We start from the raw sequence: 19738 nt of genomic DNA on the forward strand, positions 1-19738 counted from the left end.
CAGTCACGCTTGGCGCGGGGATTTCATATCCGGCGGAATTGTACTGAAACCCGCTTGAAACCATGGCCCGATTGTGGCGCGGCCGGATCTAGAACATAGCCCGGCCCGATAGTCTCAGATTGTACTTGGTCTGCTTGCGCGAGGCCTCGGTGCCGCCCTCCAGCGCCAGATACGACATGGCAGAGCCGGCCCGCAGCGCCAGGCCCAGGGTGACCGCGCCCTGCCTGTCGTCGACCGAGCTCAGGGTGAAGGACGACCCGCCCCGGAAACGGGCGACGGTGTCGCCGACCTCGCCCGCCAGGGTCTGGCGATAACCCAGCCGCACCTCTGGCCGCCACCAGACGTCCTGGCCGAAATTGGCGCCAAACACGATCCCGGCGTCGCCGCTGAGATTGCTGAAGGCGCGCGAGTCGACGATCAGGTCGAAGCCGTCGCCACCGCCGCTTTCGACCCGTTGGCCCTCGCTGAGATAGACATAGTCCAGCCGCGCCTCGGGCCGGGCGTAGAAGCGGCCCAGCGGCTGCTCATAGGCGATCCCGGCGAAGGCGTTGGCGGTCGCGCCGTTCCAGTGGGCGGTGTTGGTCACGATCACGTCGGCGGTTCCGTCGGCGTCGACGTCCTCGCTGATGAAGCTGCGGTCGCCGGTCAGCCAGCCATAGCCGCCCCCGCCGCCCAGATTGAACCGCCAGCCGCCGACCGCGCGCCGCCAGTAGAGCCCGGCCTGGACGAAGGAGGCCGTCGTCTCCTCGCCGGCCTTGGCATAGGTGTCGTGTTCCTCGATGCTGACCATCGCCAGGGTCGCGCCCAGCGCGCCGCCGGCGTCGCCCATCGCCTCATAGCCCGCCACGAAGCCCAGGGCCTGGGTGTCGGAGCCAAGGGTCTCGCCGTCCCGGCGCTGCACCATGGTGTTGATCTGCTGCACCCAGACGCTGTCGGGGCCATAGCGCTCGCCCTTGTCCGGGCGGATCGCCGTGGCGGCCGAGATCTGCTGGTTCACCGACTGCAGGGCCGAGAACATCCCCTCCCCCTGGCTGGGCAGCATCTGGTTGTAGAGGTTGTAGAAGCCGTCGCTGGTGGTCTGCCCCAGGAACGCCGTGGCGATGTCGCTGTCCTGGCCCAGGGCGGCGAAGACGGCGTCATAGGCCGCGCCCTGCGCGACCGTCATCCCGGCCTCGGCCGCCGTGCGGCGGCGCACGTCGATATTGACGCTGTCGCCGGCCTGATAGGCGTTGGCGACATACAGGAACGGCGCGTCGCCCAGCAGATTCTGGCTGATCGTCCCGGCCGTCAGGCTGCCGGCCTTGATGACTTCATAGGTCGTCGCGTCGGTCAGCAGGTTGTTGAGCGACAGGCCCAGATTGGCGCCCGAGGCGATGGTGGCCGTATCGACCACGAACCGCGTCGCCGTGCCCGCCTCGGGGTCGACGCTGAAGATCAGCTTGCTGTCCGCCCCCAGGGTCAGGCTGGTGGCCTTGATGTCGCCGGTGTTGGTCAGGCCCAGCGCGCCGGTCCCCACGGTGACGTCCAGCCGGCCGTCGGAATCCGACAGATAGGTCAGCACCGAGGCGCCGCCGTCGACCACCAGCTTATCGGCGCCCGCGCCGAACACGATCTCGCCCACCAGGGCGCCGTTGAGGATCCTGACGCTGTCGTCGCCGGACCCCAGCAGCACCTTGCCGACGATGCTGGGCTCGTCGGCGTCATCCACGCCGTCGCCGTCCGTATCGGTGTCGGCCACATCATCATCGCCATCGTCGCCGTCATTGACGCCCGACTGGACGATCGAGACGCCGGTGGTGTTCTGGCTGACGTCGATGGCGACGGCCTTGCCCGTGACCGTCTCGTCGGTGGCGTCGTCATTGTCGTCGTCCAGGTCGTAGTCATCGTCGGTGGCGACCACATAGGCGGCGATCGAGCCGGTGTTGACGATGCTGTTCAGGGTCCCGGCCCTGTCGAGCACCGCATAGGCAGACCCCTTCTCGCCGGAGACCGAGGCCAGGATGCTGCCGGCATTGACCAGGCTGGTCATCGACGCCCCGGCCTCGATGACCAGGCCGCGGGCCGAATAGTCGCCTTCCGAGACCGTGTAGGCGCTGATCGCGCCCGTGTTCCACAGAGTGTCGGCCACCGCGCCGGACTTTAGCCGCAGCCCGGTCGTCTGGGCCTCATAGGCGCTGGCGCTTAGCGAACCGCTCAGCCGCACGCCGCCGGTGATCAGGGTGGAATGGCCGGCATCGCCGCCCAATTGCACCGCCGTGGTCTCGATGTTGTCCAGCGAGCCGTAGGCCGCGACCGAGCCCCGGATGATCAGGCCATAGGCGTCGTCGCCGGTTCCCACCGCCCCGATGGTGACCGTATTGCTCTCCGAGCCGATCTTCAGGGCCGGCGCGCCGCCATAGACCGTGACCGAGGCCGCGCCCTCGCTGCTGTCGGTGACGCCGTCGCCGTCCTCGTCATCGCTGGTGTCGTCATTGGTGTCGGTGGGGGCAGTGTCGAGCAGAACGCCGCCCGTGACGTCAGCCGTCACCCGCACCGCCGAGCCGCTCTCCAGGGTGTCGTCAGCGTCCAGCAGGGCCCGGTCGTCCGGATCGCTGGTCCGGCTGGTGTAGCGATAGCCCGTGGCCGTCACCGAGCCCTGGATGACGAAGGCGCCGTCGACGGCGCTGTCGATCGCCACGCCGGTCGCGCCGCCGCCCGTGACGCTGACCGCCCCCTCGACCGTGACATCGCCGGTCACCGCGCCGCCGACGCGGACGCCATAGCTGTTGTCGCCGACGACCGTGATGGTTCCCGCCTGGGTAAGGGCTCCGACCAGACCGGTTTCCAGGCTCATGCCCGTCGAGCCTGCCCCCTCGACATAGATCGTGCCGGCCGAGGCGTTGACGATATCGCCCGTGAAGGTTCCGGGACCGACGATGCGGACGCCATAGCGCCCGGTCCCCTTGGCGAAGACGCCGTCGAGGTCGCCGTCCTCGTCGCTGTCTTCGTAGTCGTAGTCCTCGGTCAGGCTGATCGAGCCGGCATTGGTGACCGAGCCCGTATGGCCCCCGAGCACCAGAATGCCGACCGAGTCGGAAACGTCGATGCTGGCCAGACCGCCGTTCATCGTGACCAGGTTGTTGCTGTCCAGCGTGATCATCGCGCCCGAGGCGCTCAGCGTGATAACGCCGTCGGCCGTGACCTTCACGTCATCGGCGCCGCCGCCATTGGGGCTGGAGGTGCTGATCGGCGTCGTGCGGCTGCTGCTGGTGACCTCCACCTCGGCCAGGGCGGCGCCCGCGCTGGCGAGCAGGGGAGCGGCGGCGGCCGTGGCGACGAGGAGCTTGCGCAGCATGGATAGACCTTCACGAGACGTCGCGAAGGCCTAGCGAGGCCGGGTGGCCGGGGCGTGTCCGGCTTGTTGCCCGTCCGTGGCCCGCGGAAACCTGGCGTTTCGAAACGCCAATCTCCGTAAGCGTTACCGGTTGAGACTAGGCCTTCAGCAGCTCGAAACTGCCCGCCAGGCCGTCGACCGACGAATTGGCCACCCACAGGTCGAACAGGCCGGGCTCGGCGATCCAGCGGTCCTGGTCGCCGACGAACATCAGGTCCTCGCGCCGGAGCTCGAACTTCACCTCGCGGCTGGCGCCGGGGGCGAGAGCGACGCGCTGGAAGCCCTTCAGCTCGCGCACCGGACGGGTCCGGCTGGCGACGCGGTCGCGGATATAGAGCTGGACCACATGCTCGCCATGCACGGCGCCCGTATTGGCGACCTTGGCGGTGACGTGCAGCGTGTCGCCCCAGCGCAGCTTGGCCGTGCTGAGCTTCAGGTCGCTGAGCGTGAAGGTCGAATAGCCCAGGCCAAAGCCGAACGGATACAGGGCCTCGTTGCGGATCGACCGCCAGCGGGCCTTGTACTCCTGGGCGTTGGGATCGACCGGCGCCGGGCGGCCGGTGGTGCGGCCGTTGTAGAAGAACGGCTCCTGCCCGCTCTCCAGCGGGAAGCTGACCGGCAGGCGGGCCGACGGATTGACCGCCCCGAACACCACGTCGGCGACGGCGTTGCCCATCTCGCTGCCCAGAAACCAGGTGGCCAGGATCGCCTTGGCGTCGCGGACAACGCCTTCCAGGGCGATGGCGCGGCCGTGGCGCAGCAGGACGACCACGGGCTTGCCGGTCGCGGCGATGGCCTCGGCCAGGCGCTGCTGGACGGGCGGAATGCGGATGTCGGTGCGCGACTTGGCCTCGCCGGTCATGTCCTGGCTTTCGCCGACCGCCAGCAGCACGATGTCGGCGCGCTGGGCCGCCGCCACCGCACGCTCGAAACCGCCGGCCAGGGTGGTCTCGACCTCGCAGCCGCGCTCGACGATCAGGCTGGCCGGATCGGTCATGGCGGCGCGCAGGCCGCTGGCCAGATCGACATTCAGGGTCTTGTCGCCAAAGAAGGCCCAGGGGCCGACGACATTGTCGCGATCCTCGGCGAACGGACCGATCAGGGCCAGGCGCTTGCCGCCGCGCGGCAGGGGCAGGATGGCGCCTTCGTTGCGCAGCAGGACGATCGAGCGCCCCCCGGCCTCGCGGCTCAGCTGGCGCAGGGCCGGCGTGGCGGTGCGCATCGCCTCGACCTTGTCGTTGATCGAGCGATAGGGATTGTCGAACAGGCCCAGCGCTTCCTTCAGCGCCAGCACCCGCCGTACCGAGGCGTCGACCACGGCCATCGGCACCGCGCCCGAGGCGGTCAGCTCCGGCAGGTAGCGCAGATAGAGGCCGCTCTGCATGCTGATGTCGACGCCGGCCAGGATCGCCAGACGCGCGGCGTCGCGATCGTCGGCGGCGAAGCCGTGGGCCACCAGCTCCTGGTCAGCGGTGTAGTCGGAGATCACCACGCCCTTGAAGCCCCACTCGCCGCGCAGCACGTCGGTCAGCAGGCGCTTGTTGGCGGTGGAGGGCACGCCGTTGATGTCGTTGAAGGCCGACATGGTGGTCAGGGCGCCGGCGTCGAAGGCGGCCTGGAACGGCGGCAGGTGCACCTCGCGCAGGGTGGCTTCTGAAATCTCGACGGCGTTGTATTCCAGCCCCGCCGTCACCGCGCCATAGGCGGCGAAGTGCTTGGGGGTGGCCAGCATGCTGTCCTCGGCCGTCAGGTCCTTGCCCTGGAAGCCGCGCACCCGGGCCGCGCCCAGCACCTCGCCCAGATAGACGTCCTCGCCGGCGCCCTCGGCCACCCGGCCCCAGCGCTGGTCGCGGGCCACGTCGACCATCGGCGCGAAGGTCCAGTGCAGGCCAGACGCGCTGGCCTCGGACGCCGCCGCGCGGGCCGTGCGCTCGCACAGATGGGGGTCAAAGCTGCCGGACTCGGCCAGCGGGATCGGGAACACGGTGCGGAAGCCGTGGATCACGTCGGCGGCGAAGATCAGCGGGATCTTCAGGCGCGAGCCCTCGACCGCCGCCTTCTGGGCCTCCAGCGCCCCGGCCGTGCCCATGCCGTTCATCAGCACGCCGATGCGGCCGGCGCGCGTCTCGGCCAGCAGGGTCTGGGCGTTGCGAATATTGACCAGCGGATTGATGTCGCCGATCGGCGGGCGGATCATGTCGGCGAAGCACGACAGCTGGCCGGCCTTCTCCTCGATGGTCATCTGGGCGAGCAGCGCCTCGATCCGGTCGGACGCCTTGCCGGCGGCGCGGGCCGGAGCGGTGACGGAAAACCCGGCCAGGGCCGCCGCGCCGGCAAGCATGGACCGACGGCTCGGCCCGGACCGGCCGCCTTGACTCGCCTTCGACACCATCGATTCCCTTTACCCGCCTGAGGCGGGCAACCTCGCCGCTAACGTCGAAAGGCGCAACCGCGCTCGCCTATTCGGCGGCCTGGATCGCATCGGCCGGCGTGCGACCGGCGTTGTAGACCTCCAGATCGAGGATGCCCTCGCGCTTGGCCACCACGGTGGGGACCAGGGCCTGGCCCGCGACGTTCACGGCCGTGCGGCCCATGTCCAGGATCGGGTCGATGGCCAGCAGCAGACCCGCGCCTTCCAGCGGCAGGCCCAGGGTCGAGAGGGTCAGGGTCAGCATCACCGTCGCGCCGGTCAGGCCCGCCGTAGCGGCCGAGCCGATCACCGAGACGAAGACGATCAGGAAATAGTCGGTGATCCCCAGCTGCAGGCCAAAGAACTGGGCCACGAAGATCGCCGAGATGGCCGGATAGATGGCCGCGCAGCCGTCCATCTTGGTGGTCGCGCCCAGCGGCACGGCGAAGGCCGAATAGGCGCGCGGCACGCCCAGGCTGTGCTCGGTCACCGCTTCCGTCACGGGCAGGGTGCCGACCGACGAGCGCGACACAAAGCCCAGCTGGATCGCGGGCCAGGCTCCGGCGAAGAACTTCAGCGGGTTCAGGCCATTGGCCGCCAGCAGCGCCGGATAGACGACGAACAGCACAAGGCCCAGGCCGATATAGATCGCGCCGGCGAAGGCCCCAAGCTGGCCCAGAGTGGTCCAGCCATATTGCGCCACGGCGTTGCCCAGCAGGCCGATGGTGCCGATCGGCGTCAGGCGGATCACCCACGACAGCACCTTGCGCACCACCACCAGGGCCGAGGCGTTGAAGGCCAGGAAGCCCTTGCCGGCCTCACCCGCCTTCAGGGCGGCGACGCCGGTGACCAGCGAGATCACCAGGATCTGCAGGACGTTGAACGACAGCGAGGTCTTGGCGGCGCCGGCGTCATTGATCGTGGTCGAGGCGGTCAGGCCCAACACGTTGGCGGGCACAAGGCCGGTCAGGAAGTCGAGCCAGGAGCCGTTGGTCTTGGGCGCATGGGCCTGCGCGGCGGCGACCGTGGCGTGCAGGCCTGGCTGCAAGACGAGGCCCAGGGCGATGCCGATCAGCACGGCGATCAGGGCGGTGACGGCGAACCAGAACAGGGTGCGCCAGACCAGCCGGGCGGCGTTCTGCAGTTCCGCCAGATTGGCGATGCTGGCGACGATGGCCGTGAACACCAGCGGCGGCACCAGCACGCGCAGCAGTTGGACGAAGATCGAACCGATCTGGCGCAGGGTCTCGGCCAGGACGAAACCCGCCTCGCCTTTCGCCGGACCCAGCTCGCGGGCCAGCAGACCCAGGCCCAGGCCGATGACCATAGCGATGAGCACCTGGAAGCCGAAGCCGCTGATGAAGCGGGATTTGGAAGTCGCGGCGGCCATGATCGATCCTGAAAAGTACCCTGGCTGCCAATGTCGTGCGGATAAGTGGGATTTACCAGCAAGGTTTTCCCAAGGTCGGCATTAGGAAAGCTGGGGCGTAGGCGGCCGGCTCAGCGCGCGAACAGCAGGTCCGACCAGCGCCACGCGCGCGACCCCAGCGCCAGGCGGGCCGCGCCGGGACCGTCTTTCAGCGAGATCAGCACCAGGCCCCGCACCGGCTCGGCGCGACAGGCCTCGGGCGCGAAGGCGACCTCCATGGCGATGGCCTGGCGGATGCCGGCCAGACCCTTGCCCTCCTGGCTGCTCGTCCTCACCCAGTCGCCGTTCCAGACTAGGATGGCGCGACCGGCGCGGATCGTCTCGGGATGGGCGCTGGCCACGGCCGCCTGCACCCGGGGGTTCTTGCGCAGCGCCGTCTGCAGCAGCCGCACCATGTTACAACCTTCGCCGCCGCCCGAGCCGGAACCGGCGGTGGCCGCGCCGACCAGATCGGACTCGCCCAGACCCGCCACCAGCTCGGGCGTCGCGACCCTGGCGGCCTGGATCGGCTCAATATCCGGCGGCGCGGGCGTTGGCCGGGCCGGACTGCGTGGACGGGCGGCCTTGGCCGGCGCCGGCGCCTGCGTCTTCGGCGCGGTCTCGGGCGGAGGTGGAGGCGGCGGCGGCGGCGGCGCGGGCGGCTCGACCATCGAGACGATGATCGACTCCGGCTCGACGGGCGGCGCGGCGGGACGCGACAGGAGCAGGCCGGTGAGGACCAGCGCGTGGGCGGCCAGGCTGACCGCCACCGCCAGCAGGCGGCCTCGCCCGGCCGGCTTGCGGCGTTCCGTCCTCGGGCCTGCCGCTCTCCCGCGCATCGCAAATCCATAACTGACCAGAACTCGTCAGCCTCTGAACATCACGCCGCCGCGTCAGGATCGTGGCGCCCCGGACAGCAAAACGCCCGCCGACGCTGGAGGGCGTCGACGGGCGTCAGCAGGTCTTCGGGTGGTTGGCGGCTAGTGGCCGCCGACCACTTCCTCGGTGATCTCGTGCACGGGCGCCTTCCTGGCGGCGAACGCGAACCACAGGACGTAGAAGTAGCAGACCAGCGGGGCGATGAAGCCCATCGAGATCGAACCGGTCATTTCCTCAAGCTTGGCGAAGGCCAGCGGCAGGAAGGCGCCGCCGACGATGGCCATGCACAGCAGGCCCGAGGTCGCCGAGGTCGGCGCCGAGGACCGCTGCAGGGTCAGGGTGAAGATGGTCGGGAACATGATCGAGTTGAAGAGGCCGATCAGCAGAGCCGCGAAGGCCGGGATCAGACCGCTGGTCAGCGGCGCCGAGGCCAGCAGCAGGTTCACCGTGCCGGCATGGGCGGTCGGCGCCATGTCCTTGGTCAGGATCACCACCAGGCACAGCGCGATGGCGCCCACGGCGACAAAGGCCAGCAGGAAGTAGTCCTTGACCACCTTCAGCAGGGCTGAGCCGCCGAAACGACCGATCATGGCGAACACCATGTAGAAGGTCGTCAGCTTGCCGGCCTGTTCGGACGGGATGTCGAGGATGCGGGTCTGTTCCAGGAACAGCAGCAGGTGCAGCGAGATCGCCACCTCGGCGCCGACATAAAGGAAGATGCCGATCGCGCCCAGGTTCGCCCACTTGGAGGTCAGGGCGGTGAAGGGGTTGACCAGTTGGCCCGTCTTCGGCGCCGCGTCGGTGATCTTCTGGCGAACCAGGTAGATCAGCAGGATGAACAGGGCCAGGCCCAGACCGATGGCGAAATAGACGTTTGAGACGAAACCCAGGGCCTGTTCACGCAGGACATCGGTGACCACCACGTCCTTCTTGAAGATGTCGCCCTTGAGCAGGAAGTTGGCGCCGAACCACAGGCCGCAGGCCGCGCCCAGCGAGTTGAAGGCCTGCGACAGGTTCAGGCGGAACGAGGATTCCTCCGGCTTGCCCATCGAGGCGATCAGCGGGTTGGCGGCCACCTGCAGCAGGGTGACGCCCGAGGCCATCACGAACAGGCCGACCAGGAACACGCCGAAGATGTGCAGCTTGGCTGCCAGAATGGCGATGAAGCACCCGGCGACAATGCCGCCCAGACCCACCATCACCGACTTGGCGTAGCCGATCTTGGACAGGAAAGCCGCCGAAGGCAGCGACATGATTCCGTAGGCGATGAAGAAGGCGAAACCCGTCAGGCTGGCCTCGACGGGGGTCAGCGTGAACACCGTCTTGAAGGTCTTCAGCAGCGGGTCCAGCAGGTTTGTGACCAGGGCCCAGATGAAGAACAGGCAGGTCACATAGACGACGGCCAGGCCGACGCCCTTGCTCTTGGGAGTGGTTGCAGCGTTCGCCATCGGTCAGACCTCGTCCTGTGGTGACCGGTCTTGCGCCGATCCATTCACCGTGACGCGCCACTGCGCGCCGCACCCCAAGCCTGTCATGATTCACTCCCCTGTCCGTCATTCGGGACGCGGCATTGCGTCCAGACGTGACAACGTTGTCAAGAGAGGGTGCGCCGCAGCATGGATTTCAGGGCTTTCCCGAACGGAACCAAACGCTCTGCGCACGGTTATTTTCACAGCTGGGGAGAGCATCCATGACGACCCTCGTCATCATCATGACATCGGGAATTTTCGCGGTCGCGGCCGTCATCGGCCTGATCGACCTGTTCGTGCATCTGGTCTGCTGGAGCGCGCGGTCGCTGCGCACGCCCGAGGCGCTGCGGGACCGTTCAAGCGAGGTGGCTCAACGGCCCGCGCAGGGAATCGCCGCATAGCGCGTCGCCACGAACCAGCGTCCGCCGAGGTCGGCTTCATACGGGGCGCGCGGCGCCCAGAGGCGACCGTCCAGCGCCGGATCGACCCCGGTCCCCGGCGCCAAAGGCGCCACGATCCAGGCCGGAGCGCCGGCGCCCGCGCACACCGCTGACACCTGCTCAAACGTCGGGACTTTCGGCGTCGATGGCGCGGCGCCGAACGGGGCGCGCCAGTCCTCACCGACCAGCCCGGCGGCGATCAGCCGATCGATTCGGTCGTTCAGCACCACCGCCAGCGGCCGCGACAGCACGCCGCCGGCGCTCTGGAACTTGCTGGCCCAGCTGGCGCGGCCCGCCAGGGTCCAGGGTTCGACGTCGCCCGCCAGCCACAGGATCTCGCCCGGCCGTGTGGCCAGCAGGGTCTGCAGGGTCCGATCGGGGCCGGCGTTGCGCTGCCGCATGAAGTCGGAGCGACTGTCCCACAGCATCAGGGCCAGGATCGCCAGAACGGCGGCGCCCAGCGCGGTCGACCAGGGCTTCAGCAGCTTGGGTCGCGCCGCCAGGATCAGAGCCCCGGCGGCGGCGATCCAGCCGGGCAGACCGGTGTTCCAGATCAGGCCGGGACCAACGCCCTGCCCCGCCGGCAGCACGGCCAAGCCCTGCTGCAGGGCCTTGAGCCGAACCAGCATCCAGGCCAGCAGGATCAGTCCGGTCAGCCCGATCATCACGCCAGCGGCGCGTCTGGGCGCGCTCCACGCGGCGCGGTCGCCGATCAGCGCGGCGGCCAGCGCCACGCCGGCGGCGATCAGGGCGATGGCGCCCCAGCCGATATAGGTCCAGCCGATGATCAGGGCGCAAAGGGCCAGCACGCCGGTGGGACCGCGCTTCGCCAGTTCACGCCCGCAGACCGCCAGACCGGCGGCGCCCAAGATCGCCATCAGGGCCAGGGTCCGCCAGGCCTGGATCTGGATCGGCAGCACCAGCGACAGGCGGTCGGCCATCCAGGCAAAGCCCAGGCCCAGCAGTCCGGCGATCAGGGCGGCGGTCATCAGGCGGCGGACGGGGCCCTGGCTCAGGGCGGCGGCCAGACCCAGGGTCACGGCCTGCACGGCGAGGCGTCCCCACGCCTCGGCCGGCCACAGGGAGACAAAGACGGTGGGACTGCGGTCCTCGCTGATCGCCCGCCAGACCGGGTCCATGACCAGCAGCAGCCGCTCGGCGACCGGCAGGCGCAGGGCCGCCGCGACGGCCAGCACCACCGCGCCAGCCAGTCCGGCCAGCAGCCAGCGGCGGTCTTCCAGGCACAGGGCGACGAACAGCACGGCCAAGCCGCACAGGGCCATGATCGGGTGCAGGGCCATGGCCGCCACCAGCATCCCGCCCGCCAGCCAGCGGCGGTCGGACAGCCACGCGGCCAAAGCCGCCATGCCCGCGGCCTCGACCAGGATGCGGGGCGTGGCGACGGCCTCGCCATAGGCGAAGACCTCGTGCGCCCCGTAATAGGGCGCGACCACGATGATCAGCACGGTCGCGGCGCGACGCCAGACGACCGGCAGGTCGGCCAGCAGGCGCGGCATCAGCAGCAGCAGGGCCGCCAGCCAGAGGGCCAGGCCCAGGCCGCTGACCAGCGTCACGGCGGCGTCCAGACCAAGGCCCTTCACCAGCCAGGCCAGGGCCGGCGTGTAGAGGCTGAAGCCGAACTGGCCGTCATGGGCGAACATCACGTCACGGCCGACGCCTTGCGGGTCCAGCCGGGCCAGGGCGTCGCCGAAATAGAGCCGGGCGTCATGGCGCAGGCCCAGATGCACGCGGCTCAGCGCCATCAACGACACGGCGACCGCCAGGAACGCCCAGCGGCCGATCCGCGAGGTCCCCTGCCCGCTCAAGGCCCCGAAGCTCACGCCGAGGCGCGAGGCGCGCGGAACAGCAGCGCCCGCCGGACGGTGAAGTTGAAGATGAAGACCAGTCCCGCCGTCGGGATCTTGGCCAGGCCGGGCGCCAGGCCCAGTCGTTCGACCCACAGGGCCATCAGGAGCTGGGTCAAAACGAGGCCCGCGATGCCGACGCCCAGAAAGCCGGCGAACTCGCGCTTGCGGTCGGCGATCAGGCGATGGCGGAAGACCACCGACACGCTCAGGCCATAGGTCACGGCGATGCCGGCGGAAAAGCCGATGGCCGTGGCGAGCAGATAGTTCAGCCCCGCCCCATGCAGGACCAGCAGCAGCCCCCAGTCCACCGCCAGGGCGGCCGCGCTGGCCAGGCCGTACAGGCCCAGTTCGCGCAGGCCAACCGGCAGGCGGCGCCAGAGATCGGCCAGCAGGCTCATGCTCAGGCGGCGACCTTGCGCGGCACGGCGCGGACGCTGCTCAGCGCCTCGCGGGCGCCCGAGACGCCGGCCTCGCCATATTCGGCGTCTTCGTTGACTTCCCAGACGTCGTGGACGGTCTCGCCGGCGATGATGTTCTCGGCCGTCAGCAGGCCCGTCATCATGGCGTGGTCCTGGTTGTTGTACTTGTGCATGCCGTTGCGGCCGACGAGATGCAGGCCCGGGAAGTGCATCTTCAGATCCAGGCGGATCATCTTGATGTGCTCGGCATAGGCGTCGTCATAGACCGGATAGGCCTTGTGCTGGCGCACCACGCAGGCGTCATAGACCTCGTCGGGGTTCATCAGGCCGATCTTGGCGATCTCGCGCTTGGCCTGGGCGACCAGGTCCTCGTCGCTCGAGATCCACAGGCCATCGCCCTCGAAGCAGAAATATTCCAGGCCCAGACACGTCGAGACGCCGTCGGGGATCATCTCCGGCGACCACGAGCGGAAGTTCTGCACCCGGCCCACCTTCACCGACGGGTCGTGGATATAGATCCAGTTGTCGGGCAGTTCCTTCTGCGGCTTGCCGATCAGCACCACGGTGATGAAGTCGCGGTACATCAGCTCGCCGGCGTGGAACAGGCTGATCGGCGTGGGCGACACGGCCTGCATCAGCTCGCGCAGCGGGGCCGAAGAGACCACGTCGTCGGCGGTGTAGATCTCGGCCGTCCCATCGGCGCGGGTCACCGAAACGGTCCAGATCTTGGCGATCTTGTCATAGTGCAGGCCATCGACCTTGCGGCCCATGCGCAGCTGGCCGCCCAGGGCCAGGATCTTGTCGGCGCAGGCCTCCCACATCATGCCAGGGCCCTTGCGGGGATAGCGGAAGCTCTCGATCAGGGTCTTGGGCGCGCCCTCGGCCGTCACCTTGGCGCGGACGCCCAGCGAGCGCTTGACGCCGTCGATGATGGCGGCGGCCAGGTCCAGGCCCTTGATGCGCTGGCTGGCCCAGTCGGCCGAGATCTCGTCGCAGCTCATGCCCCACACCTTCTCGGTGTAGGTCTTGAAGAAGATCGAGAACAGCTTCTCGCCGAACTGGTTGCGAACCCACTGGTGGAAGGTGGTCGGGTCCTTGATCGGACGCGCCTTGGCCCAGCCGAACGAGGCCATGCAGCGCGCGGCCGTCCAGATCCCCAGATTGGCCAGGGCCTCGAAGGCCTTCAGCGGATAGGCGTAGAACTTTTCGCGATAATAGATGCGCGACAGGCGCGGACGGTCGATGAAGTCGTCGGGCAGGATCTCGTTCCAGAGATCGACCACCTCTTTGCTCTTGGAAAAGAACCGGTGGCCGCCGATGTCGAACTTGAAGCCCTTGTAGTCGACGGTGCGGCTGATGCCGCCCACATAGACCGGGTCCATCTCCAGCACGGTCACGCCCCGCCCGGCTTTCGCCAGGGTGTAAGCGGTCGTCAGACCTGCCGGGCCGGCTCCGATCACCAGGGTTTCGACGTGCTGGGCCATGTCCATTTCCAATCCCGTTTCGAGACGACAATGGCCCTGCTTGGTTAAAACGAAGCAGCCAGGCGTGGTGAATCCCCGTTAATCGTGAACGCGGGTCGATGGGCCGCGGCGTGGCCGGGACACGGCGCCCTCCATCGCCGTTATCGCGCACCGACGCTTGCCATCCAGGGCGGCGAAGCGGAGCGCCGGGATGACTAGTGAGAGTGCGGTTGTCGAAGACCCGTTCTCGCCCGTGAGAAGGAGCCATCCTTAAATCTCACGGCGAGACGATCGCCGGTCTGACCTGGTTGCTCAAGGACCGGTCTACGACCGGCCGCTCCGCGGCGGCCCGAAGGGCCGTCCTTGACCAACCTGGTCAGACCGGCACGCTGCAGCCTCTAGGAGATTTAAGGATGAGCGGGACCCCGGGGCGTCCGCTTGGTGGGCTATCAAGCGAAGGCGATTTCGACACAGCGTTCGATTTCTGAGATGCCGACGCCGGAATAATCCCCCCTAAAAAGAGCTATCCCAGTAACGACTCGCGCCTTAGCCGTCGTACTGGCAAGTTACACGCAGGCGCTGTGGGGGCGTGTCACGTGGCGTATCAGGGGGCTTACGCGATGGAAGAGAATGCGAAATCCATTTGGACGGGATTCTGGCGGCGGCTAGCCGGCTTTCTGATCGACGGCCTTTTGTTGGGCTTGGTCGGTTATGGCGCCGGAAGCCTGATGTTTGACGCCTTGGCTGCGCTGGACGGTCCGACACGCCTGATCGGTCTGGCGATCGGAATGGCGTATTTCGGTTTCCTGTCCAGTGGCGTGGGTGGTTCGCGAACGCTTGGAATGCGCGTGACCGGCGTAAAGGTCGTGGCGTTGAATGGTCGGCCGCTCGGCCTTCTACGTTCGCTGTGGCGGGCGCTGATCCTGCAAGCGCCATTAATGTTAAACGGCATGCTGGTGGAGCTCAAAGATCCGCTTTGGGCGACGATCTACAATGTCGGCGCCGTGACGCTGGTGTTCGGCGTGAGTTTTGCGCAGATCATCCTCCTGCTGTTCAACCGCCCCTCCCGCCGGCTTGTGCACGATCTCCTTTCGGGCGCCGTCGTGGTGCGTGCTGACGTCGTAGAGCCTCCGGCGGTCAAGTCGCGCGGCGCGATCGTCCTGGCGCTTGCCGTAGTCATTCTGACCGCAGGGGCGGCTCAGTTGAGCGGCTACTTCGTACCCAAGGGTCTCCTGGCAACGATCAATTCGCTGACGGCGCCGCAGGATTCCGTCGCAGCTCTTCCCGACGTCCTAAGCGCCAGCGTACAGGACAATACGAACACTTTCTTCGGATCCAGCGGCTCGCGGGAAACAACCCGAACGTTGATCGTCACAGCCAGACTGCGCGTCTGGCCCAAGGATCAGGCCGCCGCCATCGAACGAATTGGCCGCGTCGCAACCTCGGCCTATCGGCTCGCGCCCGGGCAGAAGGTCAGAGTAACGCTGACCTATGGCTACGATATCGGCATCGCGTCTGGATGGCGCTCTTTTAGTAATGACTTCGAACCGAAGCCATTGCCCCTCAAAACGCCCCCGCCGGTGGTGAAAGCTGAAAGCAGCGGCCCCGGGAAGCCGTAGAACCTGCGCACTGGGGCGGAATCACGATGCGATCCGCCCTAGCCCCCCTACTCCGCCAGCGCGTCCCGCTCCCACGCCAGATACTCCGGCGTCGCCAGCAACCGATCGCAGTAGGCCTGGGCCGGACCCGCATCGCCGTAGTCGCCCAGCCTGATCCCATAGGTCGCGAACCGCGTCGCCACGGGCGTGTAGAACGCGTCGGCGATCGACCACGCCCCCAGCAGGAACGGCCCGCCCGTACGCGCCAGCAACTGGTTCCAGCGGGCGACGATCTTGCGGATGTCCTTCTGGGCCGCCTCGGACAGGTCGATGATCTTGTCGCGGGTCTCCAGCTCCATCGGGCACTCGGTGCGCAGGGCGCCGAATCCCGAATGCATCTCGGCCGCCACCGACCGGCCCAAGGCGCGCAGGGCCTTGTCCCTGGGCCACAGGCCCGCGTCCGGATAGGCCTCGGCCAGGTATTCGCAGATGGCCAGCGAGTCCCACAGCACCAGGTCGCCGTCCTTCAGCACCGGCACCAGATTGCTGGGCGAGTGCTTGCCGATCTCTTCCGACAGCCCGACCTGGCGCAGCTGGATCAGGGTTTCGGTGAAGGGCGCGCCGGTGTGCTTGAGCGCCAGCCAGGGTCGCATCGACCAGCTTGACCATTTGCGGGTGCCGATGACGATTTCCATGACGCGTGTTCCCTTGCGGCAGATGGCGGGTAGCCATTCCGATTAGCCTGCGTCTAAGGTGGCGACAATAATTAGAACAACTGTTCGAGGGAGAGCGTCCATGGCGGAAACGGCCACACCGTCGCCGGTTATCAACCCCGTCTCGACCGGCTATCGCCGCTACGCCCTTTGGGTGCTGCTGATCATCTACACGCTGAACTTCCTGGACCGGCAGGTGGTCAATATCCTGGCCGAGCCGATCAAGCGCGACCTGGGCCTGGCCGACTGGCAGCTGGGCATGATGACCGGCCTGGCGTTCGCGATCTTCTACACCGTGCTGGGCATCCCGATCGCCCGGCTGGCCGAGACCAGGAACCGGCCGATGATCATCGGCGTGTCGGTGGCGGTCTGGAGCGGCTTTACCGTGCTGTGCGGCTTCACCCAGAACTTCTGGCAGCTGATCCTGGCGCGCATTGGCGTGGGGGTCGGCGAGGCCGGCTGCACGCCGCCCGCCCACTCGCTGATCACCGACTATGTGCCCAAGGAAAAGCGGGCCAGCGCCATCGCCTTCTATTCGATCGGCACGCCGCTCGGGACCCTGGTTGGCATGGCCATGGGCGGCCTCGTGGCCGACGCCTATGGCTGGCGGGTCGCCTTCATGGTGGCCGGCGCGCCGGGCATCGTCTTCGCCCTGGTGGCGGCCTTCACCCTGATCGAGCCCCGCCGCCAGCTGGCCTCGGACATCGCCGCCCGCGCCGCCTCGCAGATCAGCTTCGCCGCCGCCCTGGCGGTGCTGGCCACCAAGAAGACCTTCTGGCTGGTGGCGCTGGCCGCCTCGATCAAGGCCTTTATTGGCTATGGCTACGCCCCGTTCATCGCCTCGTTCTTCTTCCGCAATCACGGCCCCGAGATCGCCCAGCTGGCCGCGAGCTTCAGCCTGAAGTCGGCCGGCTTCCTGGGTCTGGCCCTGGGCCTGATCGGCGGCACGGCCGGCGTGGTTGGGGCCTGGTTGGGCGGCGTCCTGGCCGACAGGCTGGGGGCCAAGGACCTGCGCGCCTATGTCACCGTGCCGGCCATCGCCTCGCTGCTCACCATTCCGATCTTCATCACCGCCGTCAGCCTGGACGCCCCGATGGCCGCTATCGGCCTGCTGGCCATCAACGCCCTGCTGGGCACCCTGTGGTACGGGCCGGTCTACGCCACGGCCCAGAGCATCGTCGAACCCCACATGCGGGCCACGGCCTCGGCGGTGCTGCTGCTGACCATCAACCTGATCGGCCTGGGGATCGGTCCCGTGGCCGTGGGCCTGCTCAGCGACGTGCTGGCCGGGCCCGGCGGACTGGGCGAGGCGCAGGGCGTGCGCTGGGCGCTGATCCTGTCGGCCTCGCTGGGCGTGGTGGCGTTCGGCCTGTTCTGGACCGCCCGCAAGACCATCCGCGAGGAGATGGTGGGGTAGCTTATCCCCGCGAACGAACGGGGATTGGCGGCGCAAATCCTCCCCCTGAAGGGGGAGATCACGAGCCTCCCACAAAATCCCCGTCATCCCGGGACTTGTTCCCGGGACCCATCGTTCCGTTGCTCCGTCAGAGGGTTATGATCCACCGACCGTGCGGCCGACCCATGGGTCCCGGGGACGAGCCCCGGGATGACGGGCTTTTTAGCGTCACGCTCCTGCGCATGCCTGCGGGCGCCCAGACAATCGACGCAGCCCCCTTAAAACCTCCCGTATTCTGTACCCACCTCGTCGCGGGGAAAGGGCGCAAGGCCAGCGACCATTGCGGCGGCGGGGGGTGATCGAGCGGGGACAGGCGGGCGTAATGGCTCGCGGTCCGGCGTGAACGCTATTCACGCCGCCCGTCTGGGGCTGGGAGCGTACGAGGCGTCACAATACCGCCCAAGCGCAGGCTCTTGTGAACCGGTCACGCGGAGCGGACGGCTTCGTCGAAACGGTAATCTCTATCTTTCATCCGGACGTGGTCCGGACGCTCCGCGACCCTTTCCATCCCTTCGGCGGCTCCCGCGCGAGGTCGCGGCGCCGTGTCCCCCGCAGCCTTGAAGGCCGCCACAAAATCCCCTCTGGCGCTTCGACTTCCCTTGCGTCTACAGTCGGCTCAACAATTAGAACAAGCGTTTGAAGGGAGAGCGCCAGCATGGCAGACGCGATTGCGTCCAGCGGGACCAAACCGCTGTATTCCAACGGCTACAAGGCCACGGTGCTGGGGCTGTTGCTCGCCACCTACACCTTCAATTTCATCGATCGCACGATCATCGCCACCATCGGTCAGGCCATCAAGGTCGACCTGAAGCTGACCGATACGCAGCTGGGCCTGCTGGGGGGCCTGTATTTCGCCCTGCTCTACACCCTGCTGGGCATCCCCATCGCGCGGCTGGCCGAACGCTGGAACCGGGTGACGATCATCTCGGTGTCGCTGGTGATCTGGTCGGGCTTCACCGCCCTGTGCGGCAGCGCCGCCAGCTTCGCCCAGTTGGCCGCCTATCGCTTCGGGGTCGGCATCGGCGAGGCGGGCTGCTCGCCGCCCAGCCACTCGCTGATCAGCGACTATTACGCGCCCAAGCAGCGGGCCACGGCCCTGTCGATCTATTCGTTCGGCATTCCGCTGGGCACCATGTTCGGCGCGGTGGCCGGCGGCTGGCTGGCCCAGGAGTTCAGCTGGCGCGTCGCCTTCGTGATCGTCGGCCTGCCCGGCATCCTGCTGGCGGTGATCGTCAAGATGGTGGTCAAGGAGCCGCCCCGCGGCCACTCCGAGATGAAGGAACACCCGCTGGAAGCCGAGGACGTCGTCGTCGAACCGCCGAAGCCGGTCTTCTCGATGGCCAACGAGTTCCGCGAAATGTGGGCCGTGACCAAGGTGCTGTTTGGCAAGTGGCCGGTCCTGCACATGGTGCTGGGCGTGACCATCGCCTCGTTCGGCTCCTATGGCTCGGGCGCCTTCGTGCCCTCGTACTTCGTGCGGGCCTTTGGCCTGGACCTGGCGCAGGTGGGCCTGATCACCGGCCTGATCGGCGGCTTCTCGGCCGGGGTCGGCACCCTGGTGGGCGGCTTCCTCAGCGACTGGGCCGGCAAGAAGAGCGCCAAGTGGTACGCCCTGACGCCGGCCCTGGGCCTGCTGATCTGCACCCCGATCTACATCCTGGCCTATCTGCAGACCAACTGGCAGGCCACGGCCCTGATCCTGCTGGTCCCGGGCATTTTCCACTATGTCTACCTGGCCCCGACCTTCGGCGTGGTTCAGAACTCGGTCGATCCGCGTCGCCGGGCCACGGCCACGGCCATCCTGTTCTTCTTCCTGAACCTGATCGCCCTGGGCGGCGGGCCGGTGTTCACCGGCTGGCTGATCGACCACCTGGCCCAGTACAACTTCAACACCCCGAACGCCGGCGGCCTGATTTCCTCGCTGTTTGGCTCGTTTGCTCTGCCCGAGACCGCGACCAACTTCGCCGCCGCCTGCCCCGGCGGCGTGGCCCCGGCCGGCTCGCCCGTCGCGCTGGCCGACCAGTGCCGCACCACCCTGGCGCTCGCCAGCCAGCAGGGCATCATCGTCTCGCTGTGCTTCTACGCCTGGGCCGGTTTGCACTACGCCCTGGCCGCCATCGGCATGGTCAAGCACATGCAGGAACGGGCGGTGGCTCAAGCCTAAAACAACTTGTCATCCCAGAAGCCTCGCAGAGGCTATCCGGGACCCAGGGGCAATCGCATTGCAACGGCCCCTGGGTCC

Annotated in this window: 13 protein-coding genes and 1 pseudogene; 4 read left to right on the top strand and 10 right to left on the bottom strand. The window is 67.9% G+C overall.

Annotated features, from left to right (window positions below):
* Window positions 1-88: 88 nt before the first annotated feature.
* From ACW17V_RS13960 to ACW17V_RS13980, 5 genes are all read right to left on the bottom strand, one after another.
* Entirely contained in the window at window positions 89-3334 is a 3246-nt protein-coding gene (locus ACW17V_RS13960; RefSeq protein WP_492105689.1) for an autotransporter outer membrane beta-barrel domain-containing protein, read from the bottom strand.
* Window positions 3335-3470: 136 nt separating this feature from the next.
* The gene (bglX, locus tag ACW17V_RS13965; RefSeq protein ID WP_492105690.1) at window positions 3471-5765 is read right to left on the bottom strand and encodes a beta-glucosidase BglX; all 2295 of its coding nucleotides are present in this window, start codon (window positions 5763-5765) and stop codon (window positions 3471-3473) included.
* A 67-nt stretch (window positions 5766-5832) separates the two neighbouring features.
* Entirely contained in the window at window positions 5833-7173 is a 1341-nt protein-coding gene (locus ACW17V_RS13970) for a dicarboxylate/amino acid:cation symporter (protein WP_492105691.1), read from the bottom strand.
* A gap of 110 nt (window positions 7174-7283) precedes the next feature.
* Complete coding sequence (locus ACW17V_RS13975) at window positions 7284-8030, bottom strand: hypothetical protein (RefSeq protein WP_492105692.1); 747 nt, start codon at window positions 8028-8030, stop codon at window positions 7284-7286.
* Window positions 8031-8171: 141 nt separating this feature from the next.
* Window positions 8172-9518, bottom strand: coding sequence for a sugar MFS transporter (locus ACW17V_RS13980; RefSeq protein WP_492105693.1), 1347 nt, complete (start codon window positions 9516-9518; stop codon window positions 8172-8174).
* Window positions 9519-9760: 242 nt separating this feature from the next.
* Here ACW17V_RS13980 and ACW17V_RS13985 point away from each other — a divergent pair, with 242 nt between their 5' ends.
* A complete protein-coding gene (locus ACW17V_RS13985) occupies window positions 9761-9940 on the top strand; it encodes a hypothetical protein (RefSeq protein WP_492105694.1) in 180 nt (59 codons plus the stop codon).
* Here the strand turns inward: ACW17V_RS13985 and ACW17V_RS13990 are convergent.
* From ACW17V_RS13990 to ACW17V_RS14000, 3 genes are read right to left on the bottom strand one after another with little or no spacing between them, the layout of a single operon-like run.
* On the bottom strand, window positions 9910-11820 hold the full coding sequence (locus ACW17V_RS13990; RefSeq protein WP_492105695.1) for a hypothetical protein: 1911 nt from the start codon (window positions 11818-11820) through the stop codon (window positions 9910-9912). The two genes, ACW17V_RS13985 and ACW17V_RS13990, sit on opposite strands and share 31 nt — an antisense overlap.
* Window positions 11817-12245 (bottom strand): GtrA family protein, encoded by a 429-nt coding sequence (locus tag ACW17V_RS13995; protein WP_492105696.1) that lies wholly within the window; start codon window positions 12243-12245, stop codon window positions 11817-11819. Before ACW17V_RS13995 ends, ACW17V_RS13990 begins: the two co-directional genes overlap by 4 nt.
* A gap of 2 nt (window positions 12246-12247) precedes the next feature.
* The gene (locus ACW17V_RS14000; RefSeq protein WP_492105697.1) at window positions 12248-13750 is read right to left on the bottom strand and encodes an NAD(P)/FAD-dependent oxidoreductase; all 1503 of its coding nucleotides are present in this window, start codon (window positions 13748-13750) and stop codon (window positions 12248-12250) included.
* Window positions 13751-14349: 599 nt separating this feature from the next.
* On the opposite strand from ACW17V_RS14000, the gene ACW17V_RS14005 reads away from it, so the two are divergent.
* Complete coding sequence (locus ACW17V_RS14005; RefSeq protein ID WP_492105698.1) at window positions 14350-15348, top strand: RDD family protein; 999 nt, start codon at window positions 14350-14352, stop codon at window positions 15346-15348.
* A 47-nt stretch (window positions 15349-15395) separates the two neighbouring features.
* Here ACW17V_RS14005 and ACW17V_RS14010 read toward each other — a convergent pair whose 3' ends face one another.
* Window positions 15396-16022, bottom strand: coding sequence for a glutathione S-transferase family protein (locus ACW17V_RS14010; RefSeq protein ID WP_492105699.1), 627 nt, complete (start codon window positions 16020-16022; stop codon window positions 15396-15398).
* A 100-nt stretch (window positions 16023-16122) separates the two neighbouring features.
* On the opposite strand from ACW17V_RS14010, the gene ACW17V_RS14015 reads away from it, so the two are divergent.
* Window positions 16123-17457 (top strand): spinster family MFS transporter, encoded by a 1335-nt coding sequence (locus ACW17V_RS14015; protein WP_492105700.1) that lies wholly within the window; start codon window positions 16123-16125, stop codon window positions 17455-17457.
* A gap of 207 nt (window positions 17458-17664) precedes the next feature.
* Here ACW17V_RS14015 and ACW17V_RS14020 read toward each other — a convergent pair.
* Window positions 17665-17813 (bottom strand): annotated as a pseudogene (locus ACW17V_RS14020) (hypothetical protein); the annotation flags it as partial.
* 338 nt (window positions 17814-18151) lie between these two features.
* Here ACW17V_RS14020 and ACW17V_RS14025 point away from each other — a divergent pair.
* On the top strand, window positions 18152-19660 hold the full coding sequence (locus ACW17V_RS14025) for a spinster family MFS transporter (RefSeq protein WP_492105701.1): 1509 nt from the start codon (window positions 18152-18154) through the stop codon (window positions 19658-19660).
* Window positions 19661-19738 lie beyond the last annotated feature (78 nt).

This window comes from Caulobacter sp. FV2ye17ST (assembly GCF_058680955.1).

Bases quoted from the DNA above. Each gene is read 5' to 3' on its own strand.
- ACW17V_RS14015 (WP_492105700.1), top strand. From the start codon at position 16,123: ATGGCGGAAACGGCCACACCGTCGCCGGTTATCAACCCCGTCTCGACC.
- ACW17V_RS13975 (WP_492105692.1), bottom strand. From the start codon at position 8,030: ATGCGCGGGAGAGCGGCAGGCCCGAGGACGGAACGCCGCAAGCCGGCC.
- ACW17V_RS14010 (WP_492105699.1), bottom strand. From the start codon at position 16,022: ATGGAAATCGTCATCGGCACCCGCAAATGGTCAAGCTGGTCGATGCGA.
- ACW17V_RS13970 (WP_492105691.1), bottom strand. From the start codon at position 7,173: ATGGCCGCCGCGACTTCCAAATCCCGCTTCATCAGCGGCTTCGGCTTC.
- ACW17V_RS13995 (WP_492105696.1), bottom strand. From the start codon at position 12,245: ATGAGCCTGCTGGCCGATCTCTGGCGCCGCCTGCCGGTTGGCCTGCGC.
- ACW17V_RS13985 (WP_492105694.1), top strand. From the start codon at position 9,761: ATGACGACCCTCGTCATCATCATGACATCGGGAATTTTCGCGGTCGCG.
- ACW17V_RS14000 (WP_492105697.1), bottom strand. From the start codon at position 13,750: ATGGCCCAGCACGTCGAAACCCTGGTGATCGGAGCCGGCCCGGCAGGT.
- ACW17V_RS14025 (WP_492105701.1), top strand. From the start codon at position 18,152: ATGGCAGACGCGATTGCGTCCAGCGGGACCAAACCGCTGTATTCCAAC.
- ACW17V_RS13960 (WP_492105689.1), bottom strand. From the start codon at position 3,334: ATGCTGCGCAAGCTCCTCGTCGCCACGGCCGCCGCCGCTCCCCTGCTC.
- bglX (WP_492105690.1), bottom strand. From the start codon at position 5,765: ATGGTGTCGAAGGCGAGTCAAGGCGGCCGGTCCGGGCCGAGCCGTCGG.
- ACW17V_RS13980 (WP_492105693.1), bottom strand. From the start codon at position 9,518: ATGGCGAACGCTGCAACCACTCCCAAGAGCAAGGGCGTCGGCCTGGCC.
- ACW17V_RS14005 (WP_492105698.1), top strand. From the start codon at position 14,350: ATGGAAGAGAATGCGAAATCCATTTGGACGGGATTCTGGCGGCGGCTA.